Consider the following 20649-nt stretch of genomic DNA (forward strand, 5'->3'; position numbering starts at 1 on the left):
GAAAACGGGCGCCAAACGGCGCCCAAGGCGTGACAGGTTAGAAATCGACCGTCGCCTGCAGGCTCAGGCTGCGCGGTTCACCCTCAATCACGCGTAAGTTACCGGCGCTGGAGGCATAGTATTCGCGGTTGAACAGGTTTTTCACATTCAGTTTCAGCTGAGTATGTTTCCCCAGCAGCTTGCTGTCCCAGGCGACAAAGGCATCCGCCACGGTATAGGCCGGCATGGTGAAACTGTTCTCCGGATCGCCGGCGCGGCGGCCGACGTAGCGCGCGCCGCCGCCAATGCGCACCTCGCCGGGCACCACCGGCAATGTCATGCGGTGGCTGAGGTACAGGCCGCCCATGTTGGTTGGGGCGTTGACCAGCCGATTGCCGACGTTGTCCGGGTTGAGGTTGTCTTCGACAATTTCGGTTTTGTCGTAGCTGTAGTTGGCGGTGAGATCCCAGTTGCGCGCCACTTCGCCGTTCAACTCCAGTTCGACGCCGGTGGAACGCGCTTTGGGGATACTGCGGGTCACGCCGTTGATAAAGATCGACATGTTGCTTTCATCGATGCGATAGAGCGCCAGCGTGGCGTCAAACGCCGGGGTGATCTGCCATTTTCCGCCTACCTCATAGGTGGTGCCGGTTTCCGGCGTGGCGACATCGCCATTGTCGTCGATGGCGGTGGACGGCGTGAACGAACGGCTGTAATTGCCGTACAGCGACAGACTTGGCGTCAGCTTATACACCAACCCCGCCTGCGGCAAAAACTGGCCGTCTTTGTCATTGAGCGTATTTTTTGGTTTCTGGAAACCGTTGCTGTTGTTCTGGTAATACGACTGATAGCGCGCGCCCAGCACCGCGATCCATTGATCGGTGAGATGAATGCTGTCCTTGGCGTACAGGGAACGGCTGAACAGCGTGGCGCGCAGGTTGCTTGACGCGTCACTGTAAGTGGTGCTGTCGGTGACCGGCGTTTCGCCATACACCGGATCGTACATGTTGAAGGTCTTCGAGACCTTGCCGCGATAGGAATAGGCTTTGTAGGTCTGATTCTTCTCGTAGTCCACGCCCAGCAGCAGGTCGTGCTGCATGCCGAACAGCTGCGGCGAGCCGGTCAGATCCCAGGAGTAATAGTGGGTTTGATGATTGAAACCGCGGTTGGCGTCGGCGCGGCGCGAGACGATGCCGGTCGTGGTGTCGACCGCGGTGGCGCGCACTTCGTTGCTGTCGTAACGGCGTTGCAGCCAGGCGTAGTTGAAGCGGGTCGTCCAGATCGGATCGAGCGCGTACTCATAATGGGCGTTCAGACGTTTGTTCTTGCCCCAGGCATGGTTAGCATAGTCATCCAAGCGGCGGTTATAGGGCACATCGACCGGTTTGCCGTCGATAAATGCGGTGCCGCGATCGTATGGAATGTCGTACTTGTATTCGCTGTAGGCGATGTTAAAGGAAGCCTGGTCGCCGAACCAACTGAGCGAGGGGGCGATCAGCGTGTGTTCGTCGTTGCCGAAATTGCGCCAGTAATCTGCGTGCTGGCGTTCGGCGATCAGGCGAAAGGCGAAGCCGCCGCCCAGCGGGCCGGTCACATCGACGCTGCCGCTGCCGCCGCCAAAACTGTTGGTGGCGCCGCTGATGCGGGTGTTCCAGTCATACTGCGGTTTTTTGCTGATCAGGTTGATGACGCCGCCGGGGCTGAGGATGCCATACAGCAGCGAAGCGGAACCTTTCAGGACCTCAACGCGATCGGTGGTGGCGTCCATGCTCAGCCCCTGGTTGCTGCGCACGCCGTCGATGAAGACCGAGCCGTCGGAGTTAACCCCGAACCCGCGTTTGACGAAACCATCCTCCGTGCCGCCGAGCGTGTTGCCCTGGGTGACGCCACTGACGAACTTCATCGCGTCATTGACGCTTTTGACCTGGAAGTCGTCAATGACCTGAGAGGTGACGACGCTGACCGATTGCGGCACCTCGGCGATCGGCGCGGCGGTCTTGCCGGCGGTCGAGGCAGTGTCGGCGCTATAGCTGCCGGAAGGCTGGGCCGCGGCGGTCACCGTAATGGATTCCTCCGTTTTTGCGCCGGGCGCGGCGGCGATCGCCAGCGCGGGGAACAAACCGGCAAACAGGGGCAGCGCGTGAAGAACGTGATTTTTATTTCTTTGAGTGGGGGGGCGAAGAACTGACTGGTGCATATAATTCCGTGAAAAATAATAAATAGTAACGATTATCATTATAATTATCATTTATGCATTTTGAATAGTGGGCAATCCCTGTATCCCTTCACTGCACGATTTAATTTTGTCTTTACAGTAAAAGATGGCGATTTTGCCGGTAAAAAATCGGCTGGGTGGTAATAACGATCGTAGTGATGGGAGAGTCACGACAGTTTGTTCGCCAGATAGGTGATTACTGTCAATATATTGATACACAAATATATTTTTCCTAGATGAATAAACAGATGTCCGGGCCGGCAAAACTGGCAATAATAGGCGAGTCGGCCGCTTATCTTCTCCTCATCGTCGACGGTTGTGACACGAACAGATTGTCACCTTACGCTAGCGGAAGTCTCTGGATCCAAGATGCAAACCACCTCGTTGTCCGATACCCGGAAAATTTGGCCCGCGCTCATCATTTTTTTGCTGGTGTTCACTCTGTGTCTGTTGGGCATCGTGAGTCGTCCCGGCAGTTTTCTGGCAATATTCTGGCCGGTGAACGCCGTACTGCTGGCGGTTCTGGTGCGGCGGCCACAGTGGGCTACGCGGGCCGGCTGGGGCATGGCGGTGCTGGGCTATCTGGCGGCGGACCTGCTGACCGGCAGTTCGCTGCAAAAGGCGCTGCTGCTGAACGCCGCCAATCTGACCGGCGTCGTGGTGGGGTATCTGTTGTTCATGCGGCTGTCGCCGCCGGCGCGCACGTTGCAGCGTGGCGCTTCCAGCATGTACCTGTTCGGCATCTGCCTGGCTGCCGCTGCCGCGACCGGCGCGGTGGGCGCCGCAACTTCGCAGTGGCTGTTCGGCAGACCGTATCTGACCTCGCTGGCGCTGTGGTTCTCGTCCGAATTCACCAACTACGTCACGCTGATGCCGTTTATTCTGGCGTTTCCCGCCGATTGGCGACGTCGCCTTGCGGCGGCCGGAGCTCTGTTCACCCAGCGCAGCCAATGGCCGCGCGCGGGGCGAAAACTCACGGTATTGGCGCTGCTGTTGCTGGCGGCGGTGTGCAGTGTGCTGATCGGCGGCCCCGGGGCGGTGATCTTTCCCATGCCGGTGCTGCTGTGGCTGGCGATGTCCTTCTCATTGTTCTGCACCATGATTGCGGTGCTGATTTATGTGCTGTGGTGCCATCTGGCGATCGATTTCGGGTTGCTTAGCACGACGCTCGACATGAAAGTGTTGCAAAACGCGGTATCGATGCGTTTGGGCATCGCGCTGTTGGCGCTGGGGCCCATCGCCGTGGCCAGCATGAACTATGCGCGTAATGCGCTGCTGCGCACGCTGGAGCACGTGGCGAATCACGATGCGTTAACGCACGTGCTGACGCGCAATGCGTTTATGCAGCGCGGCGAACGGTTGATAGACCAAAAGGGCGAGCTGGTGTGCGTCATGATGCTCGATATCGACTATTTCAAATCGATTAATGACCGTTTTGGCCATGCCGGCGGCGATCAGGCGCTGATGGCCTTTACCCGCGCGATCGCCGCCGATCTGAGCGTCGGTGACCTGTTCGGCCGCATGGGCGGCGAAGAGTTCGCTATCGTTTCGACGCTCGGCCAGCCACAGCAGGGGTTGCAGCTGGCCGAACGGCTGCGGCAACGCATTGAGGCGGAATCGATCACCATGCCGGCCGGCCATCCGCTGCAGATCACCGTCAGCATTGGCATGGTGACCTGCCCGGGCGGTTCCGGCCACAGCCTGGCCGACCTGCTCAAACTGGCGGATCTGGCGGTATACAAAGCGAAAAACGCCGGCCGTAACCGGGTCGCCACGCCGGAATTTTACCCTCCGAACGATCCTGACCGCTGAACTTCCGATCCGGGTTGCGCGCCCGCCGTCTAAACTGGTAGGGGGCGCGGGCAACGTCGCCCGCGCTGAACCGACTGTCCTTAATCAGACAAGAGGATGCCAGAATGAAATACGTAGACGGTTTTGTGGTGGCGGTGCCGGCCGCCAACAAGGAGGCCTATCACCGGTTGGCGGCCGCAGCGGCGCCGCTGTTCAAAGAGTTTGGCGCCACGCGCATCGTGGAGTGTTGGGGCGATGACGTACCCGACGGCAAGCTCACCGACTTTCGCGGCGCGGTGAAAGCCCAGGAAGACGAAGTGGTGGTGTTCAGCTGGATAGAGTACCCCTCCAAAGCGGTGCGCGACGCCGCCAATGAGAAAATGATGAACGATCCGCGCATGAAAGCGCTGGGCGAGATGCCGTTTGACGGCAAACGCATGATTTTTGGCGGTTTCGCGCCGATCCTCGATGCGTAAAGGAGGCGCAGATGGCCAGAATTACGCAACATCTGTGGTTTGAAAAAGACATGGAAGCGGCGCTGAATTGCTATGTCGCGCTGATCCCCGGTTCGTCCGTGAACTGGTTTTCCGACCTGCCGGCGGATACGCCGAGCGGCCCGGCCGGCAGCGTGAAGCTGGCTTCCTTCACGCTGGGCGACCAGCGCTACGCGGCGATCGAAGCCGGGCCGCTGGATCCGTTTAACCACAGCTTCTCCGTGATGGTGGAATGTGACGATCAGGCGGAAGTCGACCGGCTATGGGATGCCTTGAGCGAGGGCGGCGAGGCGGAGCAGTGCGGCTGGCTGCGCGATCGCTGGGGGCTGTGCTGGCAGATCGTGCCGCGGCGCCTGACGGAGTTGATGAACGATCCGGACGCCGCTCGTGTGCGGCGGGTCACGGAAGCGATGCTGCTGATGGGCAAAATCGACATCGCCGGGTTGGAAGCGGCGGCGCGGGGCTAGCGGAAAGAGAACGAGGGAGAGAAAGGATGCATCGAGAACGGCACAGTATCGAACGCATCGGTTGGCTGCGGGCGGCGGTGCTCGGCGCCAACGACGGCATCGTTTCAACGGCCAGCCTGCTGCTGGGCGTCGCGGCGGCCAGCGCCTCGCATTCCGCGCTGATGATCGCCGGCGTCGCCGGGTGGGTGGCCGGCGCAATGTCGATGGCCACCGGCGAGTATGTGTCGGTCTCGTCGCAAGCGGATACCGAAAAGGCCGCGCTGGCGGAAGAGCAGGCGGAGCTGCTTGAAGACTACCCGGGGGAGTTTCGCGAACTGACGTCAATCTACGTGCATCGCGGTCTGGATCCGGCGCTGGCCCGGCAGGTGGCGGAAAAGCTGATGGCGCATGATGCGCTGGAGGCGCACGCGCGCGACGAGCTGGGCATTTCCTCCGCTACCCGCGCCCGGCCGCTGCAGGCCGCGTTGGCGTCGGCCTTGAGTTTCTCCCTCGGCGCGCTGCTGCCGCTGCTGGTGGCGCTGTGGGCACCGGTCGCCTGGACGCGGCCGGCGCTGGTGGCCTCGGCGCTGATTTCCCTCGGCGTTCTCGGCGGCATCGCCGCGAAAACCGGCGGGGCGCCGATCTTGCCGGGCGTGGCGCGCATTCTCATCTGGAGCGCACTGGCGATGGCAGTTTCTTCCGGCGTTGGCCTGCTGTTTGGCGTGACGGCCGGCTAACGCCGCGCTTGCATCAATCTATTGCACCTCAAGCTCAGAATTTATCATTTGTCAGCCGTCGGCGTTCGCGGCAAGGTGACGGCAACGCCAACATCAGTCAGGGACACTTATGCAGAAATCACAGATCCTATCGTGGGTCGCCCAGCATCCGCTGTTGCAACGCATGGTCGCGCTAGAGCCGCTCACCTGGTTCAATCCGCGCGCGACAACGCTGGCCGCAGGGCTGCCCCACGTCGGGCTGACCGCCGCCGACGTCGCCGACGCGGAGCAGCGCCTGGCGCGTTTCGCGCCTTATCTTGCCGCGGCCTTCCCGGAAACCCAACCGACAAAGGGGATCATCGAATCCGAGCTGGTGGCGATCCCGGCCATGCAGCAGGCGTTGGATCGGCGCTATGGGCAGACGTTGGGCGGGCGCCTGCTGTTGAAAAAGGACAGCCATCTGCCGATTTCCGGCTCAATCAAGGCGCGCGGCGGCATCTATGAGGTGCTGACGCATGCGGAGAAACTGGCGCTGGAGGCGGGGCTGCTACAGATCGGCGACGACTACGCCCGACTGTTTTCCGACGCGTTTCGTCAGTTCTTCAGCCAGTACCGCATCGCCGTCGGCTCGACCGGCAATCTGGGATTATCCATCGGCATCATCAGCGCCCGGCTGGGGTTTGACGTCAGCGTGCACATGTCGGCGGATGCGCGGGCGTGGAAAAAGCAAAAGCTGCGCGACAATGGCGTGAAGGTGGTGGAATACGCCGACGATTACGGCGTGGCGGTCGAACAAGGGCGCCAACAGGCGGCGAACGATCCGAGTTGCTTCTTTATCGACGATGAAAACTCGCAAACCCTGTTCCTCGGCTACGCGGTGGCCGGCGGCCGCCTGAAGCGGCAGTTTGCCGAACAGGGCATCGTGGTGGACGCGCAGCATCCGCTGTTCGTTTATCTGCCGTGCGGCGTCGGCGGCGGGCCGGGCGGAGTCGCCTTTGGCCTCAAGCTGGCGTTCGGCGATCATGTTCACTGCATTTTTGCCGAACCGACCCATTCCCCTTGCATGCTGCTCGGCGTCTACAGCGGGTTGCATGACGGCATTGCGGTGCAAGATCTCGGCATCGACAACCGCACGGCGGCGGACGGACTGGCGGTGGGGCGCGCCTCCGGTTTTGTCGGCCGGGCGATGGAGCGCCTGCTGAGCGCGTTTTACACCCTGAGCGACGAAGAGATGTTCGCGTTGCTTGGGTTGTTGGACAGGCACGAGCATATCCAACTGGAACCCTCCGCCCTGGCCGGCATGGCCGGGCCGTGGCGCGTTGCGGCCCATGCGGGGGAGCTCAGCGAGCAGGGCGTGAGCGCCGAGCACCTGGCCCAGGCGACGCATCTGGTGTGGGCGACCGGCGGCGGCATGGTGCCGTCGGCGGAAATGGCGAAGTATCTCGCCGCCGCGCAAACGGCGCCGTGAGCCAATAGCGCCGAGGCTTGCGCTCGCTTCCTGTTTTTAGGCGGCGAGCGCAGTTTCACAAGCGCCGGTTCCCTCCGGCCTACGGTCAACGTCAGAGCGGGCGCTCATGATGTTTTTAAAATGTTAACAAAATCACAACTCCCCACGCCGCAGTCACGGCTTAAATCTCCATATCCAATTAATAGTAAATAAAATTATTTTATTTACCGCTTTCTGGTGTTCGTTTATCGCACGCTTATTTTTTTAACAATATTGAAGCATTCGCCGTGGGGTGGTTTGATTTGATTGTCGATTAACGAACTATATTCCGATAATCGCACAAATTAACCCTCTCGCCGGCTCGCAGCCGGCTGTTCCGTGCGGTGAGGTTCGCCGCACTCTCTGAGGAGCACGCCATGCCGCATGATAACAACGTAGAAATTCGAGGGTTTATCGATAACCAGCCATTTTCTCGCTACCAGTGGTTGATACTGGCTTTGTGTTTTTTGGCGGTCGCGCTGGATGGTTTCGATACCGCCATTATCGGTTTCATCGCCACGTCGCTGGTGCAGGAGTGGGGAATAGACAAAACCGCGCTGGGGCCGGTAATGAGCGCCGCGCTGGTCGGTCTGGCGGTAGGCGCGTTGGCCGCCGGCCCGTTGGCGGATCGCATCGGCCGCAAGAAAGTGCTGGTGATTTCGCTGCTGCTGTTTGGCGGCTTCAGCCTGCTGACCGCCTTCGCCGGCTCGCTTTCGACGCTGACGCTGCTGCGTTTTTTGACCGGGCTGGGACTGGGGGCGGCCATGCCGAACGCCGCCACGCTGATGTCGGAATATGCCCCTCAGCGCTGCCGAGCCCTGATGGTGAATCTGATGTTTTGCGGTTTCCCTCTCGGTTCGTCGCTGGGCGGTTTTTCTTCCGCCTGGCTGATCCCGCATTTCGGCTGGCAGAGCGTGCTGGTGCTGGGCGGCGTTATGCCGTTGCTGCTGGCGCTGGTTCTGATCGCCGCCTTGCCTGAATCCGTGCGCTTCATGGTCGCGCGCGGCTATGCCGCAGAGCGCATCGCCAAGGTGCTGAAGCGCATTGCGCCGATCCGAATGACGCCGCTGCCGCGCTTCATGTTGCAGGAAGAGGGGCTGATAAAGGCAGCGTCGCCGCTGGGCATGATCTTTTCGCGTCGCTATCTGCTGGGCACGTTGATGCTGTGTCTGACTTACTTCATGGGATTGATGATCTTCTATCTGCTGACCAGTTGGCTGCCGCTGCTGATCCGTGAAACCGGCGCCTCCGTTACGCAGGCGTCGCTGATCACCGCGCTGTTTCCGCTCGGCGGGGGGCTCGGCGTATTGATTATCGGTTGGTTGATGGATCGCATGAACCCGCACAAGGTGGTGGCCGTCGGCTATTTGCTGACCGGTTTGTTCGTCGGCATCATCGGCTATGTCTATACCTCTCCGCTGCTGATGGCGCTCACGGTGTTCATCGCCGGCACCTGCATGAACGGCGCCCAGTCATCCATGCCGGCCCTGGCGGCCGGGTTCTATCCCACCCAGAGCCGGGCGACCGGCGTGGCCTGGATGCTCGGTCTCGGGCGTTTTGGCGGCATTCTGGGGGCGATGAGCGGTGGCGTGCTGATGCAGATGCAGCTGTCGTTCAGCACCATTTTCACGCTGTTGGCCATCCCGGCGCTGATCGCGGCGCTGGCGCTGCTCGCCAAACACCTTTCCGGCGGCTACCCGGCGCTGCCGGCGCCGCTCAACAAAATGCTATGAGGGAGTCATGCTATGCGCACACAGGTTGTGATCATCGGCGCCGGTCCGGCCGGCTTGATGTTGTCCCATCTGCTGCACCTGCAAGGTGTGGAATCGGTGGTGTTGGAAACGCGCAGCCGGGAGGCGGTGGAATCGACCATTCGCGCCGGGGTGCTCGAACAGGGGACCGTCGATCTGCTCGAGCAGACCGGATTGGGGGAGCGGATGCGGCGGGAAGGGGCGCGGCATCAGGGGATCCGCTTGGCGTTCGGTGGCCGGCAGCACCGCATCGATCTGGCCGGATTGACCGAGCGCGCCGTCACCGTTTATGCCCAGCACGAAGTTTTGAAAGACCTGATCGCCGCGCGTCTGGTGGCGCAGGGCCATCTATTTTTCGAGGTGGAGCAGGTTGAATTGAAGGCGCTGGACAGCGCGCAGCCCGAGGTTCACTACCGTCATGGCGACCAGCCGCGCCGGCTCCGCTGCGACTTTGTCATCGGATGCGACGGATTCCACGGCATCAGCCGCGCGGCGATGCCCGGTGGGCTGCGGCAGGATTACACCCGCACCTATCCGTTCGGCTGGTTCGGCATTCTGGTCGAAGCGCCGCCGTCCAGCGAAGAGCTGATCTACGCCTGCCATCCGCGCGGTTTTGCGTTGATCAGCACCCGTTCGCCCGGCGTGCAGCGCATGTATTTTCAGTGCGATCCTGCGGAACAGGTCGATCAATGGTCGGACGATCGTATCTGGCGCGAGTTGGAGCAGCGGCTGGAAAACCATGAAGGCTGGACGCTGAAAAAGGGCCGCATATTTCAGAAAAACGTGGTGGGCATGCGCAGCTTCGTTACCGAACCGATGCGCTACCGGCGCCTGCTGTTGGCGGGCGACGCGGCGCATATCGTGCCGCCGACCGGCGCCAAAGGGTTGAATCTGGCCATGGCCGATGTTTGCCTGTTGTCCCAGGCGCTGGAGACGTTTTACCGGCGAGGCGACTGGCAACGGCTGGACGATTACAGCGACACCGCCTTGCAGCGGGTCTGGCGCGCCGAGCATTTTTCCTGGTGGATGACCCACATGCTGCATACCCGGCGGGAAGACACGCCTTTCGAACACCGGCTGCAACTCTCAGAGCTGCAGTACACGGTGAAATCACGCAGCGCCATGACGATGCTGGCGGAAAATTATGTCGGGGCGCCATTCCCGGCGATATAAGCGAAAACGCCCATGCCGTTCGGCATGGGCGAAAAGGGGCGTCACCGCCCCTGAGCTACGGCGGTTACAGCTGTTCGCCGTTGCTGGCGATCACCCGGCGATACCAGTCGAAGCTTTTCTTGCGCGAACGTTCGAGCGTGCCGGTGCCGTCGTCGTGTTTGTCGACGTAGATGAACCCGTAGCGTTTGCTGTACTCACCGGTGGTGAACGACACGCAGTCGATGCAGCCCCACGGCGTGTAGCCGATCAGATCTACGCCGTCTTCAATCACCGCTTTCTTCATCTCTTCGATATGGGCGCGCAGATAGTCGATGCGATAGTCATCGTTGATCTGGCCGTCCGCATCCACCTTATCGAAGGCGCCGAAGCCGTTCTCCACGATAAACAGCGGCTTCTGGTAACGTTCATACAGCACGTTCAGCGAATAGCGCAGCCCGACCGGATCGATCTGCCACCCCCAGTCGGAGGCTTTGACGTGCGGGTTCGGCACGTTGCCCGGGAAGCCGAACATGCCGTCGCTGCCGTCCACCGCGTTGGCCTGCAGCGCGTTGCTCATGTAATAGCTGAAGCCGATGTAATCGGTGCAGCCCTCGCGCAGGATCTGCGCGTCCTGCGGCTGCATCTCGATCTTCAGCCCTTTGCGTTCCCAGTCACGCAGCAGGTAGCTGGGGTAGTAGCCGCGCATCTGCACGTCGGTATACAGATAGCGCTGGTGCATCGCTTCCACGGCGTACATCACGTCGTCCGGCTTGCAGGAATAAGGGTAGAACGGCACGCAGGCCAGCATGCAGCCGATCTTGAATTCCGGGTTGATCTGATGGCCGAGTTTGACCACCTGCGCGCTGGCGACGAACTGGTGGTGCAACACCTGGTACAGCGTCTGCTCAGGGTTGTCTTCCTGGGTGTAGTCCACGCCGGAACAGCAGTAGCCGAACAGCGGGTAGCGGTAGTTGCTCTGGTTGTTGATTTCGTTGAAGGTCATCCAGTACTTCACTTTTTCGCGGTAGCGGCGCATCACCACTTCGCTAAAGCGCACGAAGAACTCCACCACCCGGCGATTTTTCCAGCCGCCGTAGGCTTTTACCAAATGGTAAGGCATTTCGAAGTGGGACAGGGTGATCACCGGCTGGATGCCGTATTTCAGCAATTCGTCGAACAGATCGTCGTAAAACTGCAGGCCGGCTTCGTTCGGCGTTGCTTCGTCGCCGTTCGGGAAGATGCGCGTCCAGGCGATCGAGGTGCGAAAACACTTGAAGCCCATCTCGGCGAACAGCGCCACGTCCTGCTTGTAGCGGCCGTAGAAGTCCACCGCTTCGTGGTTGGGATAGCGATAGCCGTCGAGCACGCCGTCGGTCATCACGCGATCCACGCCGTGCGAACCGCCGGACAGCACGTCGGCGATGCTTGGCCCTTTGCCGCCCCGATCCCAACCGCCTTCAACCTGGTGCGCGGCGACCGCGCCTCCCCACAGAAAATCTTTCGGCAACTGTTTCATCGTCAATGTCTCATCTTATTTAATGAAGGATAATAACGTTTGCATTGCCAATAGAGTAACAAGACCGAAAGAAATGTCACGATATAACAAATCGCCATACAAAGTGATTTGTCACAATAAAAAAACAGCCTGTTTTATTTTTCCGAATTAATATGCCCAAGCCGTTTGCCGATGGTTTCAATAATGTAAAGCACGGGGATCTGCGTGGTGATATTGTGATGCCCGCCGATCAAATGCTGCGGCACGTGGTAGGAGAGATTAAAGTCCGCCAGCCGCGCCAGTGAAGAAGTTTCGTTGTTGGTGATGCTGATGATCTTGCAGTGGTGCAGGCTGAACTGGCTGGCCAGCCGCAGGATCTCTTCGGTCTCGCCGGAGACCGACAACATGATCGCCACCGCGTTTTTATACATATCGCTGTTGACGGGATAATAAGGATCGTCGATATGGGTGCTGAATTTCCCGACGTTGGAAAAGAAACGCGCGCCATATTTCCCCAAGGCGCCGGAGGTGCTGATGCCGACGAAAATAATCCGCTCGGCGGCGGCGATATGGTGCGCCGCTTCATCGAGTAACTGATTAAATTCGTCGTTGCTGACGCTTTTAAAAAAACTGAGAATTTCGCCGATGCCGGAATCGACCGGCGGCGCATCGGTTTGCTCCAGATACAGTTTGAAACGGATGCGAAATTCTGAATAACCGTCACAACCCATTTTTTTGCAAAATCGCAGCACGGTGGTGGTGGACACGCCGGCGGCCTCGGCCAGCTCGCGGATGGTCATGTACATCACTTGATTTTTGTGTTTGCTGACGTAGTTATAAACCATCAGCTCCAGGGCGTTGAGCTCGGCGATTGCTTTATGGGTAAACATGAGTCGATCCGGCGGCTGAAAACGGGACATTTATCTGCGGGTTACCATAGCAAAATTCGCCGCTGCCGGCACTGCCGAACAAAAAGAAAAGCCGCACCAGTCAGGGGCGGCCCAGGGTTCACGACGAACAAATTAAAGCAAAAACGTTCCGGAAGACATGCCATGAAAACGCGTTTCATCACACAGAGTTAGCATAGGCCAACTGATGCCGGCGGCAAAATGCCGGTTTCTGCTTTCTAAAGCCAACGCGCGGCAAAAGCTATGGCGCCTCGGGTTTATCTTCTGACCAGCGGGCGGCGTTGACATCCACCTTAACCGGCAGCAGCCCGATGGCGGTGAATTTATCCGCCAACTGTTGTTGCTGCGTGAACACCTCCGGCGACATGCGCTGGCTGCCGAACGGCATGCGAGCGATGGCTCTGGCCCAAATGGCCTGATCCAGGCCGGTGCTCTGAGCGAGGATCGCCGCCGCCTCCTGTGGATGCCCGTTGGCCCAGTCGCTCAGCGCGCCGAGCTGTTGAATCACCTGTTTGGCGCTGTCCGGGTACGTTTCGGCAAAGCGGCGGCTGGCGAGATAGAAGGTGTAGTGCGGCACCAGGCCTTCCGCGTCTTTCAGCAGGCGGGCGTTGGCACGGGTTTCCACCTCGGCGTAGTAGGGATCCCAAATCACCCAGGCGTCGACGCTGCCGCGCTGGAAGGCGGCGCGGGCATCGCTCGGCGGCAGGTAGACCGGCGTGATGTCCTTGTAGCTCAAGCCGGCCTGTTCCAGCGCGCTCACCAGCAGGTAATTGACGTCAGATCCTTTGTTCAACGCCACGCGTTTGCCTTTCAGATCGGCCACGGAGCGGATCGGCGAATCCTGCGGCACCACGATGGCTTCGGTTTTCGGGCTGGGCGGCGAATGCGCCAAATAAACCAGATCGGCCTTGGCGGCTTGCGCGAAGGCCGGCGGGGCGTCGCCGGTCGCCGCCAGATCGATGCTGCCGATGTTCAACCCTTCCAGCATCTGCGGGCCGGCGGGGAATTCTATCCAGCGAACCTTGACGCCCTGCGGCTCAAGGGCTTTTTCCAGCGTGCCGCGGTATTTCAGCAGCGCAAAAATGTTGGCTTTCTGGTAACCGATGGTGATTTGCTGCGGTTTCTCCTGCGCGCCGGCCGGCAGGCTAAACAGGCCGAGCAACAGGGCGGCGATCAGCGGCGTTGTGAGTTTTCTCATCCTGATTTTCCGATAGGCAAGTGAACGATAGCGATGACGCGCTGGGCGTAACGCCATGAAACGGCATTTAAATTTTCCTGCGGCGGGATAAGGGCGATGATAATGAGCGGCGCAGTGGCGTGTAAAGCGCCCGCTTATGCTGAATAATGCCTTGTTTAGCCATAAATGAGCTTAAGCGGGAGAGGGGGGCATGACGCTATGCCGCGTCACGCTCGCGCGAACGCCCCAGCAACAGCGGCACCAGCAGATACAGGGCGGCGGCCAACGCCCAGACCAGGCCGGGCCAAACATCGCGCGTGGCGGCATACAGCGCCGTCGCCACCAGCGGCCCCGCGACGCCGATTAGGCTGCCCATGCTGGCCAGCGTCCCTTGCAGCTCGCCCTGATGGTCATCGTCCACCTTGTGCGCCATCAACGCCTGCAGCGCCGGCAGCGCCATGCCGCCCGCGGCGAAGAACGGCAGCAGCGCAAAGGGCGCCCAGCCGCGCGTGGCGATCGATAACAGCACCAGACCCAGCGCGTCGGCCGCCAGGCCGATCAGCAGCGCCTTGCGTTCGCCAAGCCGTGCGACCAGCGGGCCGATGGCGAAGGCCTGCGACAGCGCGTGGCAGGCGCCGTAACCGGCCAGCGACAGGCCCGCCACCATCATGCTCCAGCCGAAACGATCCTGACCGTATAAAATCCATAGCGTGGCCGGCGCCTGTGAAACCAGCGCCATGATCAGGTAAATGCCGGCCAGCGGCAGCAGGCCCGGTTTGCCGTGCAGCCGTCGCAATGACGAAAAGGGATTGAGGCGGATTTTCTCGGCGGCGCGGGCGCGGGGTTTGCGCGATTCCGGCAGCAGGAAAAACGCCATGATCAGGTTGAGGGCATTCATCGCCGCCGCCGCCAGGAAGGGCGCATGCAGATGCCATTCGCCCAGCGAGCCACCGAGCAGCGGGCCGACGATAAAGCCGACGCCGAACACCGCGCCCACCAGGCCAAAACGCCGCGCGCGCTGGCCGGCAGGAGTAATATCGGTAACGTAAGCGGTGGCGACCGCCATGTTGGCGCCGGTGATGCCCGCCAGCAACCGGCCCAGATAGAGCCAGGCCAGCGTCGGCGCGAACGCCATCAGCAGGTAGTCGGCCGCTGCGCCGGCGAGTGAAATCAACAGCACCGGCCGCCGGCCGAAGCGATCGCTCAACGCGCCGAGGATCGGTGAAAACAGGAATTGCATCAACGCATAGGCCGCCAGCAGGGCGCCGTAGTGCAGGCTGCCGGCCTCAAGACCGCCCAGTGAGCGCAACAGCGCCGGCAGGATCGGCATGATCAGACCGATGCCCACCGCATCCAGCAACACCGTCAACAAAATAACCAGCATGGGTTTTTTCAAAATTGTGACTCTAACAGTGATAGAGTATTGAGTATTCCACAGTTACCCTATCAGTGATAGAGATATGAACGAAAAAAATACTGCGACACGTTTAACGCGAGAAACCGTCCTGCGCGGGGCGCTGGCGTTGCTGAACGACATCGGCATCGATGCCCTGAGCACCCGCCGCCTGGCGCAACATTTGGGCGTGCAATCTCCCACGCTCTATTGGCATTTCAAGAACAAGGCCGAGCTGCTGAAGGCGATGGCGGAAACCATCATGCTGGATCACCGTGAAGAGCTGCCCGCCGACATGCCCTGGCAGGATTGGGTTGTCACCAATGCCGGCAACTTCCGTCGGGCTCTGCTGGCTTACCGCGACGGCGCGCGTCTGCACGCCGGCACCCGGCCGCAGGAGCCGCAATTCGCCATTATCGAGGCCAAGGTGGCGCTGCTGTGCCGGGCGGGCTTGACGCCGGAACGCGCCGTTAATCTGCTGTTCGCCGTCGGGCGCTTCGTGGTGGGCTGGGTGCTGGAAGAGCAACAAATGCAGCCGGACGATGCGCTGAATGACGCCGATCGCCGGCGTTACCCGCTGCTGTGCGAAGGCTGGGACACTTTGCAGGATAAGGGGGCAGACGCGCTGTTCGAAGCCAGCGTGCGGCTGTTGGTTGACGGCGCCGAGGCCGAATTGATGATCGACAATAATCACGGCAAGCAATCATAAAACCGGGCTTATCTATCGGAAATTTATAGAAAATACCCACTTTTCGTTAAAGCCATGGCGGCTACATTCCCTTAACATCATCAAGTCTTTTGATGATAATTATTAGCATGCTGCTCAATTATTCGCCACAGTGATGTTACGGATTAAATCCGTTTGTTTAAGGGATAGTTTCACCATGGAAATCAATGTTAATGGCCGGGTGGTTCCACTCGGCAATCTCGCGCCCGAGACCCCGCTGCTGTACGTTTTACGCAACGATCTGCACTTGAATGGCCCCAAATACGGCTGCGGCCTGGGGGAGTGCGGCGCCTGCACGGTGCTGATCGACGGCGTCGCCGCGCGTTCTTGCTCAATGCCGCTGGCCGCCATAGGAAGCAAGTCCGTCACCACGCTGGAAGGCCTGGGCACGCCGGAGGCGGCGCTGCATCCGGTTCAACAGGGGTTTATCGATGAGCAGGCGGCGCAGTGCGGTTACTGCGCCAATGGCATGATCATGACGCTGGTCGCGTTGTTCGAACGCGAGCCGGATGCAGATGAACAGACAATCAAGAAAGAGCTGGCCTACAACCTGTGCCGCTGCGGCACCCACCTTGAGATCTTGCGCGCCGCCGAGCGCGCCCGCGATCTGCTGGCTGCGCGGAGGCAAGCATGAGCCGCCTCGAACTGACCCGCCGACAGTTGTTGCAGGCCGGGGGTGTGGTGATGGTCAGCAGTCTGCTGCCCGCGCCGTTTAACGCCTTCGCCGCCGAGGCGGTTGTAGCGCCTGCCGATCTGCCGCTGGACAGGGTAGACAGCTTTATCAGCCTCACCGCCGACGGCCGGGTGACGGCCTTCAATGGCCACGTCGATCTCGGCACCGGCATTCGCACCGCGCTGGCGCAGATCGTCGCCGACGAAATTTGCGCGCCGTTCGAGCACGTCACGATGATCCTGGGCGATACGCAACGCACGCCGGATCAGGGGCCGACCATCGCCAGCGCCACCATCCAGGTCACGTCGGTGCCGCTGCGCCAGGCGGCGGCGCAGGTGCGACATATGCTGACGGCGCTGGCGGCCAAAGCCTTCGAACTGCCGGCCGACCAGCTGACGGCGGCCGCGGGGCAGGTGTTTGTGACCAAGAATCCGGGGCGCGCCTTGAGCTATGCGCAGCTGGCGAGCGGGCAAAATCTGCACGTGGCGCTGGATAAAAACGTGCCGCTGAACGGTGAACAGCAGAATCGCTACGTCGGCCGCGCCGTTGCCCGAGTCGACATTCCGGCCAAAGTGAGCGGTGGACTGACCTACGTGCACGATCTGCGTTTGCCCGGCATGCTGCATGGCCGGGTGGTGCGCCCGCCTTACGTAGGCGCCGACAGCAGCGCCCCGCTGGGCGGCGGCCTGTTGTCGGTGGATGAACGTTCGATCGCGCACCTGCCGGGCATCGTGAAACTGGTGGTGATCAACGATTTCATCGGCATCGTGGCCGAGCGCGAAGAGCAGGCGATCGCCGCCATGCGCCAGCTGAAAACCGAATGGAAACCCTGGGCCGGCTTGCCGGATCTGTCGCCGGAAGCGCTGCCTGCCGCGCTGGAGGCCAACCCGAAAACCGACCGCGTGCTGCGCGACGATGCGGGCACGGATGCCGCGCTGGCGGCGCTGCATACTGAAGTGCGGGCTGATTATGTCTGGCCCTACCATCAGCACGCCTCGATCGGCCCTTCCTGCGCGGTGGCGGAGGTTAAAGACGGGCGGGCGCAGGTGTGGTCCGGCACGCAAAACCCGCACGATCTGCGCAAAGACATCGCCACGCTGCTGGAATTGCCGCCTGAGCAGGTGCACATCACCCGCATGGAGGCCTCCGGCTGCTATGGCCGCAACTGCGCCGACGACGTCTCGGCGGACGCGGCGCTGTTGGCGCGGGCGACCGGCCGCCCGGTGCGGGTGCAGCTGATGCGCGAACAGGAATCCGGCTGGGAGCCGAAGGGCACCGGTCAGCTGATCCGGGTGCGCGGCGGCCTCGACGCGCAAAACCGAGTGGCGGCCTACGAGTTGAAAACCAGCTATCCGTCCAACAATGCGGTGACCTTGCCGCTGGTGTTGACCGGCAAGATGGCCAACCGGGCCGACGTGCAACAGATGGGCGATCGCACCGCCATTCCGCAATACGCGTATCCGCACATGCGGGTGATTTGCCAGGACGCCGCGCCGATCGTGCGGGCGTCGTGGATGCGCGGCGTTTCGGCGCTGCCCAACGTGTTCGCCCATGAGTCCTGGATCGACGAGCTGGCCTGGCGCGCCGGCGAGGACCCGATCGCGTTTCGCCTGCGTTACCTGAACGATCCGCGCGCGGTGGCCTTGATCGAGGCTCTGAAGCGCCAGGCGAACTGGCAAGACGGCCCGGCGCACCGGTCGCGCGCCGCCGGCGCCGAAGTGGCGAGCGGCCGCGGCTTCGCCTATGCGCGCTATTTCCACAGCAAATTCCCCGGCTTTGGCGCCGCCTGGGCGGCCTGGGTGTGCGATCTCAGCGTCAACCGCCTTTCCGGGCAGATCACGCTCGATAAAATTTTCGTGGCGCATGACTGCGGCCGGATGATCAACCCGGCCGGGGTGCGCCATCAGGTGCACGGCAACATTATCCAATCCGCCAGCCGGGTACTGAAAGAGTTTGTGACCTTCAACGAGACGGGGGTGACGTCATTGGACTGGGGCGGCTATCCGATCCTGCGCTTCGACGAATTGCCGCAGATCGATATCCAGCTGATCGACCGCCCGGACGAAGCGCCGATGGGCGCCGGAGAGTCCGCCTCGGTGCCGAGTGCGGCGGCGATCGGCAACGCGCTGTTTGACGCCCTCGGCGTGCGCCTGCGGGAGGTGCCGTTCACACCGGCGCGGGTGCTCGCCGCGCTGCGCGCTCAGGCCGGCCATTAACCCCCCGTAACGAACAAGGACAGCAAAGATGAGTAAGATGAAAAAAATCGTCGGGTGGGGCGGCGTCACGGTGATCGCCGTTGTGGTCGCCGGCGTGGTCGCCAGTTGGCAGCCGGAAATCGCGCCGCTCGCCGCCGATGAGACCCACAGTTTCAGCGAGGCGCAGATCGCGCGCGGCAAAACCCTGGCCGATCTCGGCGACTGCGCCGTGTGCCACACCCGTGCGGGCGGTGAGCGCAACACCGGCGGGCTGGCGATGGAGATCCCCTTCGGCACCATTTACACCACCAACATCACGCCGGACGTGGAAACCGGCATCGGCAGCTGGAGTTACGCGGCGTTCGAGCGCGCCATGCGCCACGGCGTCGATCGCCAGGGCCGCTATCTCTACCCGGCGTTTCCCTATACCGCCTTTACCCGCACCCGCGACGACGATCTGCAGGCGCTGTACGCCTACCTGATGTCACAGCCGGCGGTCAAATACCGGCCACCGGCCACCGATTTGCACTTTCCGTTCAATATTCGCCAGGGCATCTTTGCCTGGAACCTGCTGTTCCTGACGCCGGGCGCGATGCAGGACGAGGCGGCCCAGAGCGCCGACTGGAACCGCGGCGCGTACCTGGTCGAAGGGCTGGGGCACTGCAGCGCCTGCCATTCGCCGCGCAACGTGCTGTTCGGCGAAAAAACCGGTGGCGATCATCTGGACGGCGGCGTGGCGGAGGGATGGACGGCGCCGGCGTTGACCGGCCGCTCGCCCGCGCCGCTCGCCTGGTCACAGCAGGATCTGGTCGAGTTTATGCGCACCGGCTACTCGGCCAACCACGGCGTTGCCGCCGGCCCGATGGCGCCGGTGATCGAAGAAGGCCTGTCGCGCTTGCCGCAGGCCGATCTGCAGGCGATCGCCGTCTACTTGCGCAGTTATCATCCTGAAACGGCGGCGGGCGCTACGGCGGCAACGTTAAACGCTCAGGCGGAACGGCAGGTGGAGCCTCTGAGTTCGGAAGGGGCGCGGCTGTTTTCCGGCGCCTGCATGGCGTGCCATGCGCAGGAAAAAGGCGCGCAGATGGCGGGAGTGCGGCCGTCACTGGCGCTGAACACCAACCTGTTCGCCGAGGCGCCGGACAACGCCATTCGCGTGGTGCTCGATGGCATACAGCGGCCGGCGAACGCCGAGCTGGGCTATATGCCGAGCTTCCGCCATAACCTGAATGACGCGCAGATCGCCATCCTGCTCAACTACCTGCGGCAGCATTACGCCGGTCAGGCGCCGTGGCCCGATTTGACGGCGCAGGTCGGCCGCTTGCGCGCCGAAACCGCGCAGAAATAGCCGCCGGGGGCTGGACAGCCGCGCCGTGTTGGCGACAATAGCGCTTTTCACATGGACAGAGGCAGTAAAATGAATACGTTAGACGCAATCCGTCAGCGCCGCGCTACCAAGCAGTTTGATACGCAGCACGTGATGACGCTCGAAGAGAAAAAAGCGCTGTTGAACATTGCGCTGCAGGGCGCACCCAGCGCGTTTAACCTGCAGCACTGGCGTCCGCTGCTGATCGAAGATCGCACACAACGCGAGAAAATTCGCGAAGCGGCGTGGGGGCAGGCGCAGGTGACCGACGCATCGATGCTGGTCGTGCTGTGCGGCGATCTGTCGAGCTGGGAGTCACAGGTAAAAACCGTTTGGGCCGAGGCGGCGGAGCCGGTACAGCAGTTCATGATCCCGGCCGTCGATCAGTATTATCGCGGTAAGCCGCAGGTGCAGCGCGACGAGGTGATGCGCAGCAGCGGCATCTTCGCCCAGACGTTGATGCTGGCGGCCAAGGCGCAGGGTTACGACTCTTGCCCGATGGACGGGTTTGATTTCGACGCGGTGGGCGAGATTATCAACAAACCGGCTCACTATCAGATCGCGCTGATGGTCGCCATCGGCAAGGCGGCGGGGCAGCCTTATCCGCGCATCGGCAAACTGCCGTTCGACGAGGTGGTGAAAACCGATCGCTTCTGAGCTGAACGGTGAATGACAAAAGGGAAGG

17 protein-coding genes are annotated in these 20649 nt (G+C 61.5%); 12 read left to right on the forward strand and 5 right to left on the reverse strand.

Annotated features, from left to right (window positions below; all coding sequences use genetic code 11):
- Positions 1 to 37 precede the first annotated feature (37 nt).
- Complete coding sequence (locus tag CRO23_RS11565) at positions 38 to 2098, reverse strand: TonB-dependent siderophore receptor (protein ID WP_097101985.1); 2061 nt, start codon at positions 2096 to 2098, stop codon at positions 38 to 40.
- Positions 2099 to 2563: 465 nt separating this feature from the next.
- On the opposite strand from CRO23_RS11565, the gene CRO23_RS11570 reads away from it, so the two are divergent.
- From CRO23_RS11570 to CRO23_RS11600, 7 genes are all read left to right on the forward strand, one after another.
- Positions 2564 to 4006, forward strand: coding sequence for a GGDEF domain-containing protein (locus CRO23_RS11570; protein ID WP_079449741.1), 1443 nt, complete (start codon positions 2564 to 2566; stop codon positions 4004 to 4006).
- A 104-nt stretch (positions 4007 to 4110) separates the two neighbouring features.
- Positions 4111 to 4461 carry a DUF1428 domain-containing protein gene (locus tag CRO23_RS11575; protein ID WP_025302905.1) on the forward strand — a complete coding sequence of 117 codons (351 nt, stop codon included), beginning with the start codon at positions 4111 to 4113 and terminating at the stop codon, positions 4459 to 4461.
- An 11-nt stretch (positions 4462 to 4472) separates the two neighbouring features.
- Positions 4473 to 4946 carry a VOC family protein gene (locus CRO23_RS11580; protein WP_015377932.1) on the forward strand — a complete coding sequence of 158 codons (474 nt, stop codon included), beginning with the start codon at positions 4473 to 4475 and terminating at the stop codon, positions 4944 to 4946.
- A 26-nt stretch (positions 4947 to 4972) separates the two neighbouring features.
- Positions 4973 to 5662 (forward strand): VIT1/CCC1 transporter family protein, encoded by a 690-nt coding sequence (locus tag CRO23_RS11585; RefSeq protein ID WP_033640227.1) that lies wholly within the window; start codon positions 4973 to 4975, stop codon positions 5660 to 5662.
- Positions 5663 to 5771: 109 nt separating this feature from the next.
- Positions 5772 to 7109 (forward strand): D-serine ammonia-lyase, encoded by a 1338-nt coding sequence (locus CRO23_RS11590; protein WP_097101987.1) that lies wholly within the window; start codon positions 5772 to 5774, stop codon positions 7107 to 7109.
- Between the two features lie 395 nt (positions 7110 to 7504).
- Entirely contained in the window at positions 7505 to 8860 is a 1356-nt protein-coding gene (locus CRO23_RS11595; protein ID WP_079449738.1) for an aromatic acid/H+ symport family MFS transporter, read from the forward strand.
- Between the two features lie 12 nt (positions 8861 to 8872).
- A complete protein-coding gene (locus CRO23_RS11600) occupies positions 8873 to 10051 on the forward strand; it encodes a 4-hydroxybenzoate 3-monooxygenase (RefSeq protein WP_097101989.1) in 1179 nt (392 codons plus the stop codon).
- A 64-nt stretch (positions 10052 to 10115) separates the two neighbouring features.
- Here the strand turns inward: CRO23_RS11600 and CRO23_RS11605 are convergent, their stop codons facing one another.
- The 4 genes from CRO23_RS11605 to tet(41) all read right to left on the reverse strand — a co-directional run bounded on the left by CRO23_RS11605 (position 10116) and on the right by tet(41) (position 15006).
- A complete protein-coding gene (locus tag CRO23_RS11605; protein ID WP_097101991.1) occupies positions 10116 to 11552 on the reverse strand; it encodes a 6-phospho-beta-glucosidase in 1437 nt (478 codons plus the stop codon).
- A 128-nt stretch (positions 11553 to 11680) separates the two neighbouring features.
- The gene (locus CRO23_RS11610; protein WP_016927659.1) at positions 11681 to 12415 is read right to left on the reverse strand and encodes a MurR/RpiR family transcriptional regulator; all 735 of its coding nucleotides are present in this window, start codon (positions 12413 to 12415) and stop codon (positions 11681 to 11683) included.
- 259 nt (positions 12416 to 12674) lie between these two features.
- On the reverse strand, positions 12675 to 13631 hold the full coding sequence (locus tag CRO23_RS11615) for a sulfonate ABC transporter substrate-binding protein (protein ID WP_097101993.1): 957 nt from the start codon (positions 13629 to 13631) through the stop codon (positions 12675 to 12677).
- A gap of 196 nt (positions 13632 to 13827) precedes the next feature.
- Entirely contained in the window at positions 13828 to 15006 is a 1179-nt protein-coding gene (gene tet(41), locus CRO23_RS11620; protein WP_097101995.1) for a tetracycline efflux MFS transporter Tet(41), read from the reverse strand.
- Between the two features lie 64 nt (positions 15007 to 15070).
- On the opposite strand from tet(41), the gene tetR reads away from it, so the two are divergent.
- The 5 genes from tetR to CRO23_RS11645 all read left to right on the forward strand — a co-directional run bounded on the left by tetR (position 15071) and on the right by CRO23_RS11645 (position 20621).
- Positions 15071 to 15712, forward strand: coding sequence for a tetracycline resistance transcriptional repressor TetR (tetR, locus tag CRO23_RS11625; protein ID WP_097101997.1), 642 nt, complete (start codon positions 15071 to 15073; stop codon positions 15710 to 15712).
- Between the two features lie 175 nt (positions 15713 to 15887).
- Positions 15888 to 16364, forward strand: coding sequence for a (2Fe-2S)-binding protein (locus CRO23_RS11630; RefSeq protein WP_097101998.1), 477 nt, complete (start codon positions 15888 to 15890; stop codon positions 16362 to 16364).
- Complete coding sequence (locus CRO23_RS11635) at positions 16361 to 18619, forward strand: xanthine dehydrogenase family protein molybdopterin-binding subunit (RefSeq protein ID WP_097102000.1); 2259 nt, start codon at positions 16361 to 16363, stop codon at positions 18617 to 18619. Before CRO23_RS11630 ends, CRO23_RS11635 begins: the two co-directional genes overlap by 4 nt.
- Before the next feature lie 28 nt (positions 18620 to 18647).
- A complete protein-coding gene (locus CRO23_RS11640; RefSeq protein ID WP_097102002.1) occupies positions 18648 to 19946 on the forward strand; it encodes a c-type cytochrome in 1299 nt (432 codons plus the stop codon).
- 69 nt (positions 19947 to 20015) lie between these two features.
- Entirely contained in the window at positions 20016 to 20621 is a 606-nt protein-coding gene (locus CRO23_RS11645; protein ID WP_097102004.1) for a nitroreductase family protein, read from the forward strand.
- Positions 20622 to 20649 lie beyond the last annotated feature (28 nt).

The organism is Serratia sp. JKS296 (genome assembly GCF_900215445.1).
Taxonomy (GTDB): Bacteria; Pseudomonadota; Gammaproteobacteria; order Enterobacterales; family Enterobacteriaceae; genus Serratia; species Serratia marcescens.

Coding starts and splice junctions, on each gene's coding strand:
- CRO23_RS11590 (WP_097101987.1), top strand. CDS start 5,772: ATGCAGAAATCACAGATCCTATCGTGGGTCGCCCAGCATCCGCTGTTG.
- CRO23_RS11575 (WP_025302905.1), top strand. CDS start 4,111: ATGAAATACGTAGACGGTTTTGTGGTGGCGGTGCCGGCCGCCAACAAG.
- CRO23_RS11580 (WP_015377932.1), top strand. CDS start 4,473: ATGGCCAGAATTACGCAACATCTGTGGTTTGAAAAAGACATGGAAGCG.
- CRO23_RS11585 (WP_033640227.1), top strand. CDS start 4,973: ATGCATCGAGAACGGCACAGTATCGAACGCATCGGTTGGCTGCGGGCG.
- CRO23_RS11645 (WP_097102004.1), top strand. CDS start 20,016: ATGAATACGTTAGACGCAATCCGTCAGCGCCGCGCTACCAAGCAGTTT.
- CRO23_RS11570 (WP_079449741.1), top strand. CDS start 2,564: ATGCAAACCACCTCGTTGTCCGATACCCGGAAAATTTGGCCCGCGCTC.
- CRO23_RS11610 (WP_016927659.1), bottom strand. CDS start 12,415: ATGTTTACCCATAAAGCAATCGCCGAGCTCAACGCCCTGGAGCTGATG.
- CRO23_RS11635 (WP_097102000.1), top strand. CDS start 16,361: ATGAGCCGCCTCGAACTGACCCGCCGACAGTTGTTGCAGGCCGGGGGT.
- CRO23_RS11595 (WP_079449738.1), top strand. CDS start 7,505: ATGCCGCATGATAACAACGTAGAAATTCGAGGGTTTATCGATAACCAG.
- tetR (WP_097101997.1), top strand. CDS start 15,071: ATGAACGAAAAAAATACTGCGACACGTTTAACGCGAGAAACCGTCCTG.
- CRO23_RS11630 (WP_097101998.1), top strand. CDS start 15,888: ATGGAAATCAATGTTAATGGCCGGGTGGTTCCACTCGGCAATCTCGCG.
- CRO23_RS11640 (WP_097102002.1), top strand. CDS start 18,648: ATGAGTAAGATGAAAAAAATCGTCGGGTGGGGCGGCGTCACGGTGATC.
- CRO23_RS11600 (WP_097101989.1), top strand. CDS start 8,873: ATGCGCACACAGGTTGTGATCATCGGCGCCGGTCCGGCCGGCTTGATG.
- CRO23_RS11615 (WP_097101993.1), bottom strand. CDS start 13,631: ATGAGAAAACTCACAACGCCGCTGATCGCCGCCCTGTTGCTCGGCCTG.